General features: G+C 36.7%; 12 protein-coding genes. 2 read left to right on the forward strand and 10 right to left on the reverse strand.

Annotation, left to right across the window (positions count from 1 at the left end; genetic code table 11):
* Positions 1–62: 62 nt before the first annotated feature.
* From AC2A07_RS18900 to AC2A07_RS18910, 3 genes are all read right to left on the reverse strand, one after another.
* Positions 63–725 (reverse strand): copper homeostasis protein CutC, encoded by a 663-nt coding sequence (locus tag AC2A07_RS18900; protein ID WP_484051672.1) that lies wholly within the window; start codon positions 723–725, stop codon positions 63–65.
* Between the two features lie 75 nt (positions 726–800).
* Positions 801–1,796, reverse strand: a complete 996-nt coding sequence (locus AC2A07_RS18905; protein WP_484051673.1) for an isoaspartyl peptidase/L-asparaginase family protein — start codon at positions 1,794–1,796, stop codon at positions 801–803.
* A 56-nt stretch (positions 1,797–1,852) separates the two neighbouring features.
* Positions 1,853–4,105 carry a glycoside hydrolase family 20 protein gene (locus AC2A07_RS18910; protein ID WP_484051674.1) on the reverse strand — a complete coding sequence of 751 codons (2,253 nt, stop codon included), beginning with the start codon at positions 4,103–4,105 and terminating at the stop codon, positions 1,853–1,855.
* Between the two features lie 105 nt (positions 4,106–4,210).
* Here AC2A07_RS18910 and AC2A07_RS18915 point away from each other — a divergent pair, with 105 nt between their 5' ends.
* Positions 4,211–5,020, forward strand: a complete 810-nt coding sequence (locus tag AC2A07_RS18915) for a DUF4197 domain-containing protein (protein WP_484051675.1) — start codon at positions 4,211–4,213, stop codon at positions 5,018–5,020.
* 269 nt (positions 5,021–5,289) lie between these two features.
* On the opposite strand, the gene AC2A07_RS18920 is transcribed toward AC2A07_RS18915, so the two are convergent.
* From AC2A07_RS18920 to AC2A07_RS18930, 3 genes are all read right to left on the reverse strand, one after another.
* Positions 5,290–5,943 (reverse strand): 3-oxoacid CoA-transferase subunit B, encoded by a 654-nt coding sequence (locus AC2A07_RS18920; RefSeq protein ID WP_314497323.1) that lies wholly within the window; start codon positions 5,941–5,943, stop codon positions 5,290–5,292.
* A gap of 121 nt (positions 5,944–6,064) precedes the next feature.
* On the reverse strand, positions 6,065–6,766 hold the full coding sequence (locus AC2A07_RS18925) for a 3-oxoacid CoA-transferase subunit A (protein ID WP_314497320.1): 702 nt from the start codon (positions 6,764–6,766) through the stop codon (positions 6,065–6,067).
* Between the two features lie 176 nt (positions 6,767–6,942).
* Positions 6,943–9,684 carry a fibronectin type III domain-containing protein gene (locus tag AC2A07_RS18930; RefSeq protein ID WP_484051676.1) on the reverse strand — a complete coding sequence of 914 codons (2,742 nt, stop codon included), beginning with the start codon at positions 9,682–9,684 and terminating at the stop codon, positions 6,943–6,945.
* A 262-nt stretch (positions 9,685–9,946) separates the two neighbouring features.
* On the opposite strand from AC2A07_RS18930, the gene rplS reads away from it, so the two are divergent.
* Complete coding sequence (gene rplS, locus AC2A07_RS18935; RefSeq protein WP_007846341.1) at positions 9,947–10,303, forward strand: 50S ribosomal protein L19; 357 nt, start codon at positions 9,947–9,949, stop codon at positions 10,301–10,303.
* A 255-nt stretch (positions 10,304–10,558) separates the two neighbouring features.
* Here the strand turns inward: rplS and AC2A07_RS18940 are convergent, their stop codons facing one another.
* The 4 genes from AC2A07_RS18940 to AC2A07_RS18955 all read right to left on the reverse strand — a co-directional run bounded on the left by AC2A07_RS18940 (position 10,559) and on the right by AC2A07_RS18955 (position 18,112).
* The gene (locus tag AC2A07_RS18940) at positions 10,559–11,554 is read right to left on the reverse strand and encodes an alpha/beta fold hydrolase (protein ID WP_484051677.1); all 996 of its coding nucleotides are present in this window, start codon (positions 11,552–11,554) and stop codon (positions 10,559–10,561) included.
* A gap of 81 nt (positions 11,555–11,635) precedes the next feature.
* Positions 11,636–12,616, reverse strand: a complete 981-nt coding sequence (locus AC2A07_RS18945) for an EamA family transporter (protein ID WP_484051678.1) — start codon at positions 12,614–12,616, stop codon at positions 11,636–11,638.
* A gap of 116 nt (positions 12,617–12,732) precedes the next feature.
* Positions 12,733–15,375, reverse strand: coding sequence for a T9SS-dependent M36 family metallopeptidase (locus AC2A07_RS18950; protein ID WP_484051679.1), 2,643 nt, complete (start codon positions 15,373–15,375; stop codon positions 12,733–12,735).
* 148 nt (positions 15,376–15,523) lie between these two features.
* Entirely contained in the window at positions 15,524–18,112 is a 2,589-nt protein-coding gene (locus tag AC2A07_RS18955) for a T9SS-dependent M36 family metallopeptidase (RefSeq protein WP_484051680.1), read from the reverse strand.
* Between the last annotated feature and the right edge of the window lie 193 nt (positions 18,113–18,305).

Raw genomic sequence — 18,305 nt, forward strand, 5'->3', positions numbered from 1 at the left:
CTCTTTGCTCCTTAAAATAAGCGGTTTTAAAACAAAACTTTGCGTTAAAAATTTTATTTATGTTACAAATTCACCTTCAATTTTTTAATCTCGTCAGCATTTGCAAAAGATTCATACGGCAACACGGCTGAAGAATGAAAATATTTGCCATTTGTTACCTTTTTCAGTTCCGAAATATTATTGGAACGAACTCCACCGCCGATTAAAATCTTAACCCCATCAGAATAATTTTCAATGAGCCTTTTTAAATTCTCTTTTCCTTCCATTGCAGAATTTTCTCCTCCAGAAGTCAGAATCTCTTTGAAACCTAATCGGATTAACTTTTCCGCAGATTCAAAAATGTTTTCAGTCCTGTCAATGGCTCTGTGAAAAACGCAGGGCTTTCCGTTGGCCAAATCGATTAAAATCCTGTTTTTCTCAACATCAATTTCCTGATTTTCATCTAAAATGCCAAAAACAAATCCATCTGCATTCGCCTTTGAAAATTCAATGATGTCTTTCTGCATTTTTTTAAATTCTGAATCCGTATACAGGAAACCTCCGCCGACAGGACGGATCATTACATGAATCGGTTTGGAATATTGGTCTTTTAAGTATCTTAATTCTTCAAGATCGGGTGTGATTCCGCCTGTATTGATATCTGCACAAAACTCTATTCTGTCTGCAACAGAATTCAATGCGATCTCAGCAGAGGTAATGTCGAAAGTGGCTATTTCTAAAAACATAGATTGATTTGAAATTTGAGGTTCGAAATTTGAATGGGTAAATTTTTTACTTTCTGGTTTTTTATTTTATTCTGATTACTTCAAAGCAAATTCCGGTTTTTCCAGACGGTTTCCTTTTTGGTCATAAACGGCAAAATTAAATCCGTCCTGAATACAGTAGGAGCCATATTCTCCTTTTTTATTGATCGCAATAAACCCTACCTGGATATCTTTTAAATTTTTATTTCTCCGCTGAGTAATTTTCACGATTCTTTCTACGGCTTCTCTACATGCCTGCTGAGGGCTTCTCCCCTGTCGCATTAGCTCAACAACAAGATGGGTACCCATTGTTCTGATGACTTCTTCACCATGACCGGTTGCGGTTGCTGCTCCTACTTCGTTATCAACAAATAATCCTGCCCCGATAATCGGAGAATCTCCTACCCTTCCGTGCATTTTAAAAGCCATTCCACTCGTTGTACATGCACCGGATAGATTTCCCTGAGCATCCAGAGCAATCATTCCGATCGTGTCATGATTTTCAATATTGACAATTGGTTTATACTTACTGTCTTTCAGCCATTCTTTCCACTCCTTTTCAGATTCTACGGTAAGGATATTCTCTTTTTTAAAACCTTGTGAAACAGCAAACTGAAGAGCTCCGTCGCCTACCAACATGACGTGGGGTGTTTTTTCCATCACAGCTCTGGCAACCGAAATCGGGTTTTTAATATTTTCCAGACAGGCCACTGAACCGATATTATAATTTTCATCCATAATACAGGCATCCAGTGTCACTCTTCCGTCACGGTCAGGGCGACCTCCGTAGCCTACACTTCTTTCATTCGGATCATTTTCAACCAGGCGAACCCCTTTTTCAACGGCATCCAATGCTCTTCCGCCTTTTCCCAAGACCGTCCATGCTTCTTCGTTAGCTTTCAGTCCGAAATCCCACGTTGAAAGAACAATCGGTTTATTGACCAATGTATTTTCATTTTCGGTAACTTCTTTAGCAATTAAATCTAAAGGATTCAGCAACAATGCGGATGATAATATTCCTGTGGTTTTTAAAAATTTTCTTCTTGAATTCATAGATGAGATTGAGACTTAGATTAAATATAAGTTACTGTTGAATTTTAAATCCTGAATTAATTCGCTCCGATTTCGTCGACAAAAAGCCATGCTTTTGAGTCTGCACCGGGATTTCCCGCAGGAATAATTCCTGCATTTTCTATTTTAATTTTAATGAAACGTGAGTTTTGATCCCCTACTTTCAGATTAATTTTTCCTTTTGCTGTAAGAATTTTATCGCTTCCGATCTGGCTGATCATTTTAAAATTTATTCCGTCATCAGACACAAAAACCTGTGCAGACTTCGCCAGATGAATCCAGCTTCCTTTGTTGTCCAATGTATTAAAATAAACTTCAGAAAATTTAGTTTTCTTCTCCAGATCAATCGTTGCAACAACATCTGAACCCTGAAAACCAAGCCATGTTTTCCCCAGCTGCCTGATATTTCCAATAATACCGTCTACCAATGTAAACGCTCCTCCAAATGAATAATTTTCACTTGGCTGCTGCTCCAAGATAATCTTCTTACCGGTTGTTTTCGAAGTAATGAACTGCTGTGAAGATATGGCACTCTTTAATTCACCGTTTTCAAAATAAGCTGATTTTACAGTCATCGCTTTAGAAACAGGAATTGGATTCTTGTAAGTTGCCGAAACTGCTCTAGGTTCGCTTCCGTCTACGGTAAATTTAATCCCTTCTGAGTTCTGAGATGTTGAAAGTTCGTACGCTACACCATTCTCTGCAGAAATAACTTTTCCAGAAATATTGTAGATACTTTTCGCATAGTTGATGTTCATTTTATCTAAAATCTTAAAATGCTCCACCACCCTGCTTTCAAATTCCTTGTAATTTTCTGGCTTAGAAGTTCCCCAACTAACCTCGGAAAGAGCAAATAATCTTGGAAAAATCATGTATTGTACCTGTTTAAAATCAAGAATATATTCCGTCCATAAATTTGCCTGAACTCCCAAAATATATTTTGACTGCTCCGGATTCAATTCAGCAGGAATCGGATTGTACGAATAAACTTTATTTAAAGGGGTAAAACCTCCGAACGCATTTGGTTCTGTCTGCGGATCGCCCTGATAATGGTCAAAATAACAATATGCTCCCGGCGTCATGACGGCAAAATGATTGGTTTTTGCGGCTTCAATTCCACCTTTAATACCTGTCCAACTCATTACTGCGGCATTTGGCGCCAATCCACCTTCCAGAATCTCGTCCCATCCGATGATTTTCCGGCCTTTAGAATTCACATATTTTTCAATTCTTTGGATAAAATAACTTTGTAGACCGTGCTCATCTTTCAGATGATGTTTTTTAATTAAAGCCTGACAATGTGCACATTCTTTCCATCTTGTTTTCGGACATTCGTCACCACCGATGTGAATGTATTGCGAAGGAAAAAGTTGAATAACCTCATCCAAAACGTTTTCTAAAAAAGTAAACGTTTCATCTTTCGGACAGAAAACATCATCGAAAACGCCCCATTTTGTTGCCACTTCGAAGGGACCTTTTGTACAGGCCAATTCCGGATAAGCAGAAAGTGCAGCCAAAGCATGACCAGGCATTTCAATTTCAGGAACAACAGTAATATGCCTTTCCCCGGCATACCTTACAACTTCTTTGATCTGATCCTGAGTATAAAAATATGGCCCGTAAGGTTTTCCGTCAAAGGTATCATCCACATAAGCCCCAATCATTGATTCTTTACGTTTAGAGCCAATTTCGGTGAGTTTAGGATATTTTTTAATTTCAATTCTCCACCCCTGATCATCCGTTAAATGCCAGTGAAAAGTATTGAGCTTATACATGGCCAGATAATCGATGTACTGCTTTACTTCATCAACACTGAAAAAATGACGGCAAACGTCAAGATGCATTCCGCGCCAGGCAAATTCAGGATGGTCTTCTATTTTTAAAGCAGGGATTTTTCCACTTTTGGAAGTTTGAATGAGCTGAAGTAAAGTCTGAATACCCCGAAATAGTCCGGAGCTGTCTTTTCCCGTTATTGATATAAAATCTTCTGTCACCTGAATTTCGTAATCATTAACTGTTTTTTTTTCTTTGTTCAGATTGAGGAAAATAACATTAACTCCGCTTTTTATATCATTTTGAGATAAATCAAAGCCATTGATTTTTTGTACTGATTTTATAAAATACTGATATTCAAATGACTGTTTATCCCCTTTTACAGAGGTCTGATGATCCAAAACAAATTCCCCTTTTGAAAACTCCACTTTCTGGGGATAAGGAATTAAATTCAGTTTTGCCTGAGATAAAAAGAGACTTGAAATAAAGATAAAGAAGACCGGGAAAATACGAAGCATCTTATGGAGTTTAGATTTTAGCGAATATAATTATTTTCTGAAAATTTCGGTCTATGATTTAACTTTTTACATTTGAAAATATCTAATTTTGCAGAATTATAAACGATGAAAAAAACTTTTTTTATAGCAGCCGGACTGCTCTTATCAGTTTCTGCCAAAGCTCAGATCTTAGATGTTTTTAAAGCGGCCGTGAAAGACCGCACAGGCGTTGACCTTAACAGTCCTGTAAAAACAAAAACGACAACAAATTCTTCAACAACAATCTCAACGACGACAAAATCACCAGGCTCCAATATTAACAGTCTGACATCAACCCAGGTTTCATCAGGTTTAAAGGAAGCCTTGAGTCTGGGTGTTACTGAAGGGGTGAAAAAACTAGGGGTCACTGACGGGTTTCTGAAAAATGAAGCAGTTAAAATTCTGATGCCTGAAAAATTGAGGGTAATCGACACCAAACTCCGTGCATTCGGATTGGGAAGCCTGGCTGATCAGGGTGTAAAATTATTAAACAGGGCAGCTGAAGATGCAGTATCTGAAGCCGCACCTATTTTTACCAGCGCAATTACCTCCATGACGATCACAGATGCAAAAAATATATTATTGGGAAGTAATAATGCCGCCACCAATTATCTTCAGACAAAAACACAGACACAACTTTTTACTGCTTTTCAGCCAAAAGTGAAGGCATCACTTGGAAAAGTTGGTGCTGACAAAGTCTGGACCAATCTGATTTCTAAATACAATACATTGACCGGACAGGCCGTTTCAACTGATCTCAATGAGTATGTTACCAATGAAACCATTAATGGTGTTTTTAAAATGGTTGCTGAAAAGGAAAGTGGGATCAGAAATAATTCTGTGATGAGAACAACCGGTATTCTGCAGAAGGTTTTCGGGGCGCAGGATGGAAGATAGTTCTTTTGTCTTGAAACAAAAGAACCAAAAAATTCAAGACCTGGATCTCTCCGCTAAAAATAAAATCTGCAAACTAAAAATTCTAAAACTTGCGCGGGTTCGGTATTTGTTCTTCAAATCAGAATCATTGTCGCACTTCAAACAGTGGAATTTTCTTAACATTGACAGAACTTATTTTCCTGACGCTGCGATTTACTATGTCAGTTTAGTTTGTATTGAGATTTTTCAATAAAAAAACCTTGTCAGTGTAACAAGGTTTTTGATTTTATTTAAAATTGCATTTCAGGAATTTCGCCTTCTATGATTAAATCCGCTTCCGTCGATTTGATAATGTGTTCTACGGAAACTCCTGGAGCTCTTTCAACGAGTCTGAATCCGGCTGGAGTTACATCCAGAACTGCCAGTTCGGTTACCACTTTTTTCACACAGTTGATCCCTGTAAGCGGAAGTGTGCATTTTTTGAGAATTTTACTCTCTCCTGCTTTGTTAACATGCATCATTGCAACGATAATGTTTTCGGCTGAAGCTACCAGATCCATGGCACCTCCCATTCCTTTCACCATTTTTCCCGGAATTTTCCAGTTGGCTATATCTCCATTTTCGGAGACTTCCATTGCTCCAAGGATTGTTAAATCAACTTTCTGGCTTCTGATCATCCCGAAACTGAAAGCAGAATCGAAAAATGAACCACCATCAAGAATAGTAATCGTCTGTTTACCTGCATTAATAAGGTCAGCATCTTCTTCCCCGTCAAAAGGAAAAGGCCCCATTCCCAAAACTCCGTTTTCACTTTGAAATTCTACTGAGAGATTATCGGGAACATAGTTAGCTACCAGTGTTGGAATACCAATTCCAAGATTAACATAATATCCGTCTTTGACTTCTTTTGAAATTCTTTTTGCTATATCTTCTTTACTTAACATAAGTATTATTTGAAATTGATGAATATGTAGATTAAACTACTTTTTTAGACACAGAGCGTGTAGAAATTTTATTGAAAATTCTACTGTTTTAATCCGAACAGTGATGTAAGAATATATTGGATCATACTTTTTGTCTCACCGTTCTCTGTTCGATTCTTTTTTCAAATACTTCTCCCTGAAAGATTCTCTGAACCATAATTCCCGGAATATGAATCTGGTTAGGATCCAATTCGCCTGGTGCCACTAATTCTTCTACTTCAGCAATAGTAATTTTTCCTGCACCAGCCATTGGATGGTTGAAGTTTCTTGCTGAACCTTTAAAAATTAAATTTCCTGCATAATCTCCTTTCCATGCTTTTACAATAGAATAATCTGCATCATAAGCATGTTCGAGTATATGTGGTTTTCCATTGAAATCTTTTACTTCCTTCCCTTCTGCAACTTCAGTTCCGAAACCTGCAGGGGTATAGAATGCCGGAATTCCGGCCTGAGCGGCTCTGCATTTTTCGGCTAATGTTCCCTGTGGTGTCAGCTCTACATCCAGTTCACCTGAAAGCATCTGTCTTTCGAATTCTGCGTTCTCACCCACGTATGAAGAGATCATTTTTTTGATCTGCTTTTTCTGAAGTAACAATCCCAAACCAAAATCATCTACTCCCGCATTGTTTGAAATGCACGTTAAATCTTTTACATCACTACCTACTAAAGCTTTGATTGAATTTTCAGGAATTCCACAAAGACCAAATCCACCAAGCATCAGGGTCATTCCGTCTTTAATTCCTTCAATAGCTTCAGATGCATTTTTTACTCTTTTATCTATCATGAAATATGTAAATTTTTTCAGTTCTAAATTTAAACATTTTTATTATACCCACAGTATTCAATTTATTTCCGGTACATATAAAAAAAATTCCAGATACAAACACGATCTGTAAGGTGTTTTAAACAAAAAAGAGCGGAAACGCAGGTTCCGCTCTTTATCAGTTATTTGTTATCTTTCTATTCGACAATCAATTTTAATGTAAATAATTTCCGGGTGTATACTTTGACAAAATAAACACCTTTGGGCAGGTTTTCGTTGACTAGTGAAAAACGTTGATTCTGTACGTTTTCAGATTTATATAACAATTGACCTGCTGGTGATAACAATTCAATTTTTTCTATAGGATAATCACTTTTGATAAATGTTGGCTGCCCCGGTTTCGATGGATTGGGATACAGGATCACATTTTTTTCGGTTTTATTCGTCGTTTCATCAGTGCCCAAATTTCCTGAGGTAACCTGAAACTGTACTCTGTTAGAAACTTCCGTGTAAGAATCATTGGTGAACATGACCATATAATAATTTCCGGCAGCAGCAGGAACGCCTGCTCCCTGAATAATTTTTGTACCTTGAGTAACTCCGTCAAAATAGGTGTATGAAATAAAGTTATCATCCGGAACAGATATATTTTGCGGATAAATTCCTAACCAGTCTTTGATGATCCCGGGAGAATCTGTCCAGGATGCAGAAATATTTTCACCTAATGTATAGACTGGTTTATTAATCCACAGTTCTGTAACGATATCACCTACTTTGAAGAAAACCTTCTCTCCTACTGTCGTATATCCGTCTTCAAGAAAATATTGAGCATAATAATATCCTTTTGAAAGGCCTGTAAAATTAAGAACTCCCGAAGCAGTTGTCACATAGCTCCATTTTGATGCCGGAGTGGGACCCGGTACCTGTCCCATTTTATAAATTCCGATCCAGTCCTTTACTAAATTGGGCCCGTTAGTAAAGTTAACAGTCACAGTTCCACCAACAGGATATGCGTCAGCAGTCGTCTGAAGCACAGTTTTAGGGCCTACATAAAAGTTTTTCCGGGGTGCTATTTCCGTATATCCATTATTGGCAAAAAATCCGGCAAAATACTGACCTTTCGCTGCCAGACCATTTGGAAAAGTCGCCACTCCCGAAGTCTGCCCGTTGGTATAGACAAACCCCTGAGAAGTTACAGCAGATGGATTCTGTCCTTTTTTGTACAGCCCTACCCAATCCTGCTGATTTCCGGGACCGTCATTATAAACAGCCGTAATTACTTCAGACTGCAGATATTCTGTTTTGTTTAAGGTAAAAGTCGGGTTTGAAACTACGCTTCCTGTCACTTCAAACTGTTTCACATCGCTCCAGTCACTCCATTCCATGTTTCTGTCCCGATAACGGGTTTTCACATAATATATTCCGTTGGTTATAGAGTTCGCAGCAAAATTTACTTTTGTAATATCTATATTGGCATTCAGGTTTTTGGTGATATCAGGATTGCCATTTCCGTCTTTGCCAAACCAGTTTTCATAATCTCTGTAAAATTCTTTTTCAATTACCGAGAAGTCAGCCGCCTTGCTTACGACAAACTGTGTGGTATTCAGAAGTTCATTAACCGGAGAAGAAAATACACTCCCGTTTAATGTTAAAGGCAAAGTCACAGGTCCCGAAAATGTATTCGTGATTACAGGCTTTTGTGGTTTAGGTTTATTTTTGTATCGGTGGAATGAGTCAATGAGTACGTTATCTTTTTGAGTATAAATACCCCCAATAGAATAACTTTCAATATCCACTTTTCCGTTGGCAACGTCAACTTCGATAATTTGATAAGTCCAGTCGGTCAATGTTTTCTGAACATCATCAAAATCCTGCTCGGTTGACATTCCCCAATATTGATCCCAAGCCGTTCCTCCCGAAATTATCTGGTAATTTGGCGTGTTTTTCAACTGACCTCTGTGATAGAGATGATGATGAGCTCCTACGTGCATCAGATATTTATCAGAGCCTGCTAAAAGCGGTACTGCATTATTTCTTACCCAGGTAGAAATATCGCCTACATACTGCTCAGCCTGATAAGGTCTGTGACTCAATGAGATAATCCAGTCAACTGTTGTATCGTTATTGGCTTCATTTAAAATCTGCTGAAGCCAGGTTTGCTGTGCCGGTCCTGTATGTTCGGAACTTAAACTGATAAACAATACATTACCAGCTTGCTGTGCATAATAGTTTTCGTTCCCTGATGTTATATTTTTATATTTTATTTCATCAATATTAAAATGCGCATAATAAGAATTCATTCCCAAAGTACCGTACGTTTCGTGGTTTCCGACTGTTGTCAGTATCGGAAGGTAAGGTGACAGTTTTCGGTTTTTCTTAAAATGAACATTCTCATAATGATCCAACGTTCCTACGTCAACCTGATCTCCTACCATAAATGTCAAAGCAATATTATCTGAAGGATCTGAATTAATCCCGAACTTTTGCTTTAGCTTTTTATACGCTTTATAATTTAGTGAATCATATCGGGGTTCGGCTTTGATCTGGTTATCTCCCATAATCAGAAAGCGTATTTTACCGTCAGAAGTTGCAGGCTGTCCCGGAAGAGGGAGTGTCCTGAAACTGTAGACTGCAGATTCGTCGGCTCCAGTTTTAATTTTATAGTAATACTTTGTATTGGGCTGTAAGTTTGTAATCTTTGCAGTGTGGTAGTAGTAATTATTATTGTATCCCGTATCAGAAAATACATTGGTCGTTCCTGTTACTGTTACATTCAGGTTTGAAGGAGAGCTTCCGTAAAGAACCGTTGTTTCATTGTTGGAGCCTGTCTTCCAGTTGACTATCATAGAATTGTGCGCAGGATTTTGCAGGTACGGGAACAAAACCTGAGCATCATTAAACTGGAAGACAAAGAGCAGAAAGAATAGATAGTGTTTCATAATCATTTTTAGTTGAGTTGGATTATTAAAGAATCATAAGATCTTATATGCGGCAAATATAAATTTCACCTGTAAATTCAAAATGACTTTAATGATAAGCAACTGTTAATTTTCATCTGAAAAATTCTTAAAAAACAGCTTTTTTAGTACTATAAATTATTTGGCATATTAAAAAACTATTTCATATATTTGCAACCTGTTATTCAACCTCTGACGAAGTCCGTGTAAGTTGCTTAGCGTAACACATTTTATTTTATTAATAATGGATTTATTAAAGTACGTACAGGACAAGTACATTACAAAAAAAGAATTCCCTGAATTCAAAGCCGGTGATACGATCACTGTGTATTACGAAATTAAAGAAGGTCAAAAAACAAGAACTCAGTTCTTCAAAGGAACTGTAATCCAATTAAGAGGTACAGGTTCTACAAAGACTTTTACCATCAGAAAAATGAGTGGTGATGTAGGTGTAGAGAGAGTTTTCCCTATCAACATGCCGGCACTTCAAAAAATCGAAGTTGACAGAAGAGGTAAAGTAAGAAGATCAAGAATTTACTACTTCAGAGACCTTAGAGGTAAAAAAGCAAGAATTAAAGACGCTGCTTACAAGAAGAAATAATTCAGACAACAACACATACAGAAAGAGATTGCTAAAATTAGCAGTCTCTTTTTATTTTTTGAAGCATAATTGTTTTAAGGAGCTATTCCCGCTTTTCGTTGCAATCTTTTTTCAGAAAAAGGATTTCCTCTGCAATCGGAGCCAGGAAAAAAAACTTTTTAAAAATCACCCCCTTCAAAAATTCAGAGGAGATTAATTCTTATAACATCATATAAAGTTCATTGCAAATCTGGTAAACTTCTGACATTCATCATCCTACTTAATAAATTGATATAAAGCAGTCCAGAATTTATCGTAGACTTCGATATGAGGCAGGTGACCGACATTTTCAAGCTCAACTAATTGTGATCCTGCAATCTGCTGCTGTGTCTTTTTCCCCAGTTCCTGGTATTGTCCCATCGTTGGCTGAATTTCTTTAGGAGCACGGTCTTTTCCAATCGCCGTACGGTCTCTGGTACCAATAATCAGTAAAGTTGGAGTTTTGATGTCTTTGAATTCGTAAAATACAGGTTGATTAAAGATGATATCACTGGTCAATGCTGCATTCCAGGCAACCTGTGGATAGTCTTTGTGCAAAGTCCAGCCAGCAATGAGATCCAGCCAGGGTTGGTATTCTGCTTTCCATTGATTGTCGTAATAAAATTTCAACTGATAATTTTTGTAAGTTTCTGCAGTATTTTTCAATTCAGACTGATAGGCTTCATCAACAGTTTGATATTTCGCTAAAGTTTTATAATCTTCCAAACCGATCGGATTTTCGAGAATTAATTTTTCTACAGTTTCAGGATACATCAGAGTGAATCTAGTGGCTACCATTCCACCCATTGAATGCCCGAGAACAATAATTTTGTCAATCTTTAAATCATCTAAAACAGATTTTGTATTGCTTGCTAACTGAGCAAATGAAAACTGATAGCTTTGAGGTTTCGAAGACTTTCCAAAACCAATCTGATCCGGAATAATCACCCTAAAACCTTTATCTGATAAATCTTTTGCTGTTTTTTCCCAGTAAGCTCCATTAAAGTTTTTTCCATGTAAAAGTATGACAGTTTTCCCGTTTGCTTTTTTAGGTTTGACATCCATATAAGCCATTTTCAGATTTTCCTTCTGAGAATTTAAATCTTTAAAATAGACTTTGAAAGGATATTGGTAATTGGTAAGCATTGCATCCAATGGTTTTACCTGAGCAAACATAGAAACTGATGCTGCCGACACCAAGATAACAGCTAAAGTAGTTTTAAAATATTTCATGAAATTTATTTAGTATAAATGTAAAAAAAACCGTTCCAAAAGAACGGTTTTCTGTATGATCTGTTATTAATTTATATTTTATTAAGAAAACTGCGCTGCGGTACTTCTTTTTTTTGAAGGCAGGTTCATCAGAACAATTGCAAATAATATCAGGATAATTCCTATCCACTGAATCATTAAAACCTGTTCTCCTAAAAGAACATACGCCATGGTCACAGACACCGGAAGTTCTAATGATGAGATAATACTCCCCAACCCCAGGCCGGTATTTGGAAATCCGAGATTAAAAAGAATCGGCGGAATAATAGTGCCGAAAAGGGCTAAAATAAATCCATATTTCCAAAAAATAGAATAATCAAATGGTCTGATGTGCTGGGTGTTTTCAGTAAAATTCAGATAGACTGATTTTAAACTCTCAGAATATAACGGTCCAATCTGTGCAAAAAACAAAAACAACAGGATTATTACTGCCCCGCCTGAAAGCATAATAATACTTTTTCTAAAAACCGGTAAATCTGTTGCTAAAGTATTTGAGGTAAACATCGTCATGGTAAACGACGCAGCCGCCAATATTCCCCAAAACACACCATGCCAGTCTATTTTAACTTCCAGATTAATAAGATTGGTCGCTAAAACAGTACCCAGTAAAACAATAATTACAGAAACAACCTTTCTTATCTTAGGCAGTTTTTTTGTCAGAAAAGTTTCTACTACAACACTGAACCAGACAGACTGCATCAACAGTACAATAGCAATCGACACATTAATATACTGAACGGAAATATAGTAGAAAAGGCTGGTAAATCCCATAGAAGTCCCGGCCAGCATCAACATTTTAATATCTTTTGAGCTTGGCGACGCCAATGCTTTTTTCGAAGTAATGGTCTGAATGAAATTTAAAACCAATAATCCTAAAAAACCAATTACAAACTGCGCAGTGGTAACTTCTGAAGTCGTAAAACCTTCTTTATAGGACATCTTTACAAAAGTTGCCAACATCCCATATATACTTGCTCCAATGCCTACAAATAAAACCCCTTTTACTATATTCTTCTTCTCCATAACCTTTTTTACAGCCGGCAAAGGTACGATATAAAAATTTGTTTGAATAAATTTCAATATTAAATAAACACCGTACAATCTGTAACCCGGATAAGAAGGAGGATTCTGATTCTATACTATTTTTTTACAATTATTTTTGAAGTAACATCAATTCCGACACCGTTGAGTTTTACCACATATACTCCATTTTCAAAATCTTTGGTAGATACCGGAATTCTTGAGTCCGGTGAAAACATATTTTCTGAAATGATTAATTTTCCTGACATATCATAAATCTCGACATGAACTTTTCCCACGGTGTAACCTTTCAGGTAGATAAAAAATTCATCTTTTGCAGGATTGGGATAGATAGCGATAAGCCCTTTATCGATTGAAACTCCTGAATTTCCTTCCTTACAATCTTCAGGAACTGAGAAATCTTCTATCTGATCATTGATATTCATTTTATTTCCTGAAAGAGCATTCAGGCCTAAACCTCTTCTTGCAAAAGTCTTCCAGATCATACACCGGTTTTCCCCTTTACTCGTAAGCATTTCTGCAGCCAAAATTGCATTACGCCCTTCCACAAATGTAGGATTGCACGCCTGTAATTTAAGTGCATCTGTGACCAACTGTAAAACGCGGGAACTCCCACTGCTCTTATCTGAGGTGACATCAGAAGCATATCCATACTTTGCAGCATACTGCCAATGAAGATCCCACAGCATGGATGCCCATACAAATCCTATTCTGTGTACATCGGGAACTATTTCAAAATTTTCTTCAATCTCCATCCCATTGGTATCCCCATAAGTATAATCATTGACTGAAAAATCAGGAGAATATTTAGCAGACCTCAACCCTGCTCCATTCGTTGACTGCCCGCTTGCATAAGTCCCGACACTTCTCGGGACATTTGCATTGTCATTCGGACTGTTGGTAAGCATTAATGCAAAAAAATCTGACCAGCCTTCGCCCATCTGTTCTTTGCTTTGAGTTTTTAAAAGGCATGTGAAACCATTTCCTGTAAGCCTGTTTGAGATACCGTGCCCATATTCATGAGTAATGATGCCATTATCAAAACTTCCATCGGGTGTCACCGCAGTTGCAGGATCACTTTTTAATGTTACATTTACAGTTATAGCATTACTTAACTGGTTTTTAATATATTCCCCTTCACTATTTGTTATCAACACTGAAGGTATTGTTATCATTGCATCCACCCCTCCCATTGAAGATGGAAAATTAACTGCAGCAGCATTATTATAAATAATTACAGCGATCGCACCTGCATTCTGAGCATTTTTTACTTTCACAGCGAATGTACAACCTGAAGTGCCTCCACGTTCTACAAGTCCTATTTTACCTGCTAAAAAACCTGAAGATAGTGCAGTACAGCCATTAATTACAGGAGATAGGGCAACATCACCTGTAATTCCGGTTCCATTAAGCTGCGGACCAAACTGAGCAGGATTTGCCTGAGGAATTCTGGGAACTGCAGACAGCGGGGCATTATAAAAAAAATATCTGTTGACTTTAGACCACAGATACATCTGCATCAAAGGCTTATTACCGTCCGAAGGGGTTGTGAAATTAGCATTATTCAAACCTCCGCCATCCTGCGATTCTGCGATTACATAATCATTTCCTGCACCGCCTTTTCCAAAGTTGTTCTGCTGAAAATTTCTTGCAGATTCTGTAAATCCGAATTGGTAAAAAATATCGTGTACTCTGTTATTTATATAAAATAAATTGGTAATTGAAGCATCCCTGTTGGAAGAAGGAGTGCTACTGATCGCAAAAGGGAAATTGAAATTCCTGTTGAGACCGCCGTCAGGAGAATATCCCGGTTGATTTGAGTTTGCAGTATCTTCATAAGCATAAACATTATTCCCTCTTGTGATGGTGAAGTGACTGACACCGTCTGAATGCCAGCCCTCCGGTGATGAAGACAAGACCCAGGGATTGTTAAGAATTGATCTGCTCCCAAAAGTAGGAGCTTCTACAGGAAGTGGAAACACATGATAGGATGCATTATCCGGTAATTGAATGGAAGAGAAAAAATGTGGGCTATCTGAGAATTCAGAACTGTTTTTATCTGAATGATTCTGGACGTAAGCATCCGGATGAAAATCACATGATAAAGTAAGATTATCTTTATGAAGGATTTCCCCGGTATTGGCATCAACTAAAATATTCCATGATTTTTGAGATTTTGGCTCGTGCACATAAAACTGATAAGCAAACCTTAAACTGTTATCAGCTTCCACAAACGTAAAATTTTGCCTGACGAATTTTTTATGAGCAGGTTCAGAAGAAGAACCAGTAACCACAGTGAAATTTATGATATCCTCATTTGCTAAAGCTTCAGCGATTTTTTCAAGCGCTTTTTTCTGAGTAACTGATGGAGTATTTGATGTTGAATATTGATAATTTTTAGAAAATGAATCTGAAAAGTTGATAATTTTTCCATTTCTAATCATTGCAGTTCCTACCGCATTGTAAATTGGATAATCATTAAATTTCTGCTGAATTTTTACAATCTCTCCCCCTAAAGATTCTGATTGATCAATATGATCTATATCAAAATCTATCAAATCTGGCTTTTTGAAATCCTGTATCTGTGTTGTAAGAATATAATTTTTGATTAACCTCTTATTTTGTTGTTGTTGTTGTTGTTGTTGTTGTTGTGAAGAAAAGGAATAAGGAATCAGAGCAAAAAATACAAACAGAATTTTAATATTTTTAGTTTTTAACTTATTGGTACAATTGATCTCCATAATTCAAGTTATTGGTAATTATAAAAATATAAACATTTTACGGAATCACCTATAAAATTCTCTTCAATCAGATAAAACTCAAATGAAGAATAAAAAAGACTACCTCAAAAATGAGATAGTCATACATTATTAAAAAAGATTACAGTTTTTATTTACTTACAATCACTTTTGTTGTTGTGTCAATTCCTAATCCTTTTACTTTGACAAGATATGTTCCATTAACCAATTGATTTGTAGAGATTGATTTTTTAGAATCAGGAGAAATTTTATTTTCTGTAGAGACCAATTTTCCTGACATATCGTAAATTTCAACATTTACTTTCCCTAAAGTGCTGGCAGGGAATTTAATGAAAAATTCATTTTTAGCAGGATTCGGATATATTGAGATAACATTATTCTTAACAGATTCAGTCTCGTTAGTAGATAATACACATTCTGCAGGAGCTGTAAAATCTTCTACCTGATCATTAATATTTGTTTTAACTCCCGCAGAAGCATTAACACCTAAACCTCTTTTTGCAAATGCTCTCCAGATCATACATCTGTCTGCACCCTGAGTTGTAGCCAGCTCAGCAGCTAAAATAGCATCTCGGCCATTTACAAATGTAGGATTACATACCTGAAGCTTTAAAGCATTTGTTACCAATTGCAGTACTCTTGAGCTTCCATTAGTAGTATTTGCTGTAACATCAGATGAATAACCATATTTTGCCACATAGTCCCAATGCAAATCCCAAAGCATGGTTGCCCACACAAAACCGATCGAGTGAACATCTGTCGCTACGCCTGAACTTGTATTATACTGCATCCCATTGGTATCTCCATATGTATAATCATTAATTGCAAAATTAGGGGAATATTTGGCAGGTCTTATTCCGCCTCCTGAAATACCCTGTCCACTGGCATAAGTTCCTGTTCCTCTTGCTACTCCGGCGTTATCCCCCGGTTTGTTTGTTAACATAAGTGCAAAAAAATCAGACCAACCCTCACCCATTTGTTCTCTGCTTTGATTAGTAGACAGACAGCTTGAGCCATTACCTGTAAGTCTTGTAGAAATACCATGACCATATTCATGGGTTACGATTCCGTTGTCAAAACTTCCATCCGGAGTTACCGACGTTGCCGGATCGTCTTTCAGAGTAACGTTTACGGTGGTGTTTACAGCCAATTGAGATTTTATATATTCACCTTCTGTATTTGAGATTAAGACGGACGGAATTGTAACTGTAGCATCGGTACCCGACATACCTCCCAAAGCACCGGAAGTTGGTGTATTATAAATAATTGCTGCGACAGCACCTGCATTCTGAGCATTTTTCACTTTCTCTGTAAAAGCACAGGTTCCCCTTTCAATTAAACCGATTTTACCTGTAAGTGAACCGGTCGGCAAAGATGTACAGCCATCTAAAACAGATGACAACTGTACATTACCAGTAATTCCTGTTGCATCTAAAGGCAGACCAAATTGGGCTATTCCAACTCCGGGCGCACGATTAACAGCTGAGCCTGGAGCATTATAGAAAAAATATCTGTTTACGGTAGACCATAAATACATCTGCATATAAGGTTTGTTACCCTCTGCTGGTGTAGCAAAATTCGCATTATTTATTCCTCCCCCATCAAGCCCTTCTGCTTCTACATAATCATTACCAATACCCCCGTTTCCAAAATTATTCTGCTGAAAATTCTTAGAAGACTCAGTAAATCCAAATTTATAAAACACATCATGTATTCTGTTATTAAGATAAAATAAATTGGTAATAGATGCATCCATACTGCTGTAAGGATCTCCTGTGATACTGAATGGAAAATTAAAATTTCTTGCTGTACCACCATCAGGCGAATATCCCGGAACATCAGCATCTGCCATATCTTCATACGCATAAACATTATTACCTCGTGTAATCGTATAGTGAATACTTCCGGTAGAGTGCCATCCTTCAGGTGAAGCAGCAGTCCATGGGTTTGTAAGTATTGATCTTGTTCCAAAAGTAGGTGCTTCAATAGGTAATGCAAAAACATTATAAGAAGAATTATCCGGAAGCAATAAAGAAAAAGAACTTTTTGAACCTTCGGCTGCCGGTCCTACGAAATTCTCAGATGAATGATCATGATTAAATGCACCAGGATGAAAGCTGCATGACAAATTTAAATTCTCTTTTCTGATGATTTCACCTGACTGTGCATCGACCAATATATTCCAATAATTAGGAGATTTTGGTTCTCTTAAACTAAACTCGTAGGCAAACTTTAGATTTTCCTGATCTAAAACATAAACAAGTCTCTGTTTGGCAAATCTTTTATGATTTAATTCTCTATCCGAATAGTCTATAATAGTGAAATTAGAAATGTCATCTTTTTTGATTTCACCGGCAATCTTATGCAAAGCAGCCTCTTTAGTGATACCTGCAAAATTATTATACGAATTAGCATAATTTTTTACAAAGTTTTCTGAATAATAAACTATTTTCTGATCTTTTATCAGTGCTGTACCTACTGCGTTATAAACAGGATAGCCCTTATAAGTCTGTTGAAATTTAACGATGTTTCCATTTAAAGATTTTGAATCATCTATATTATCAATTATAAAATTACTCAGATCAGACTTTTTATAATCTCGGATTTGTGTTGATGAAATGTAATCCTTAATAAGTTTTTGATTCTCTTGAGAAAACAACCTTGATGCAGGTAGGATAGTGAATACTGCAAATAAAAGAGGTAGAGTATTTTTTTTCATTTCTATTATTAAATGCGCAAATTTATAAAATATATTCCATTATATTGATTCAAATATTAAAATATTATTAAAATAATCTACAAATAACAGAACAACTTATAATTTCACTTTTTTGTGATATTAATTTTTAGTATTATGTAGAGAGTTGTTTATTAAATTCATGATTATCGATTTTGAAATCATGTATAAAAAA

It is taken from the genome of Chryseobacterium sp. HNCC26DJ238, from assembly GCF_057180465.1.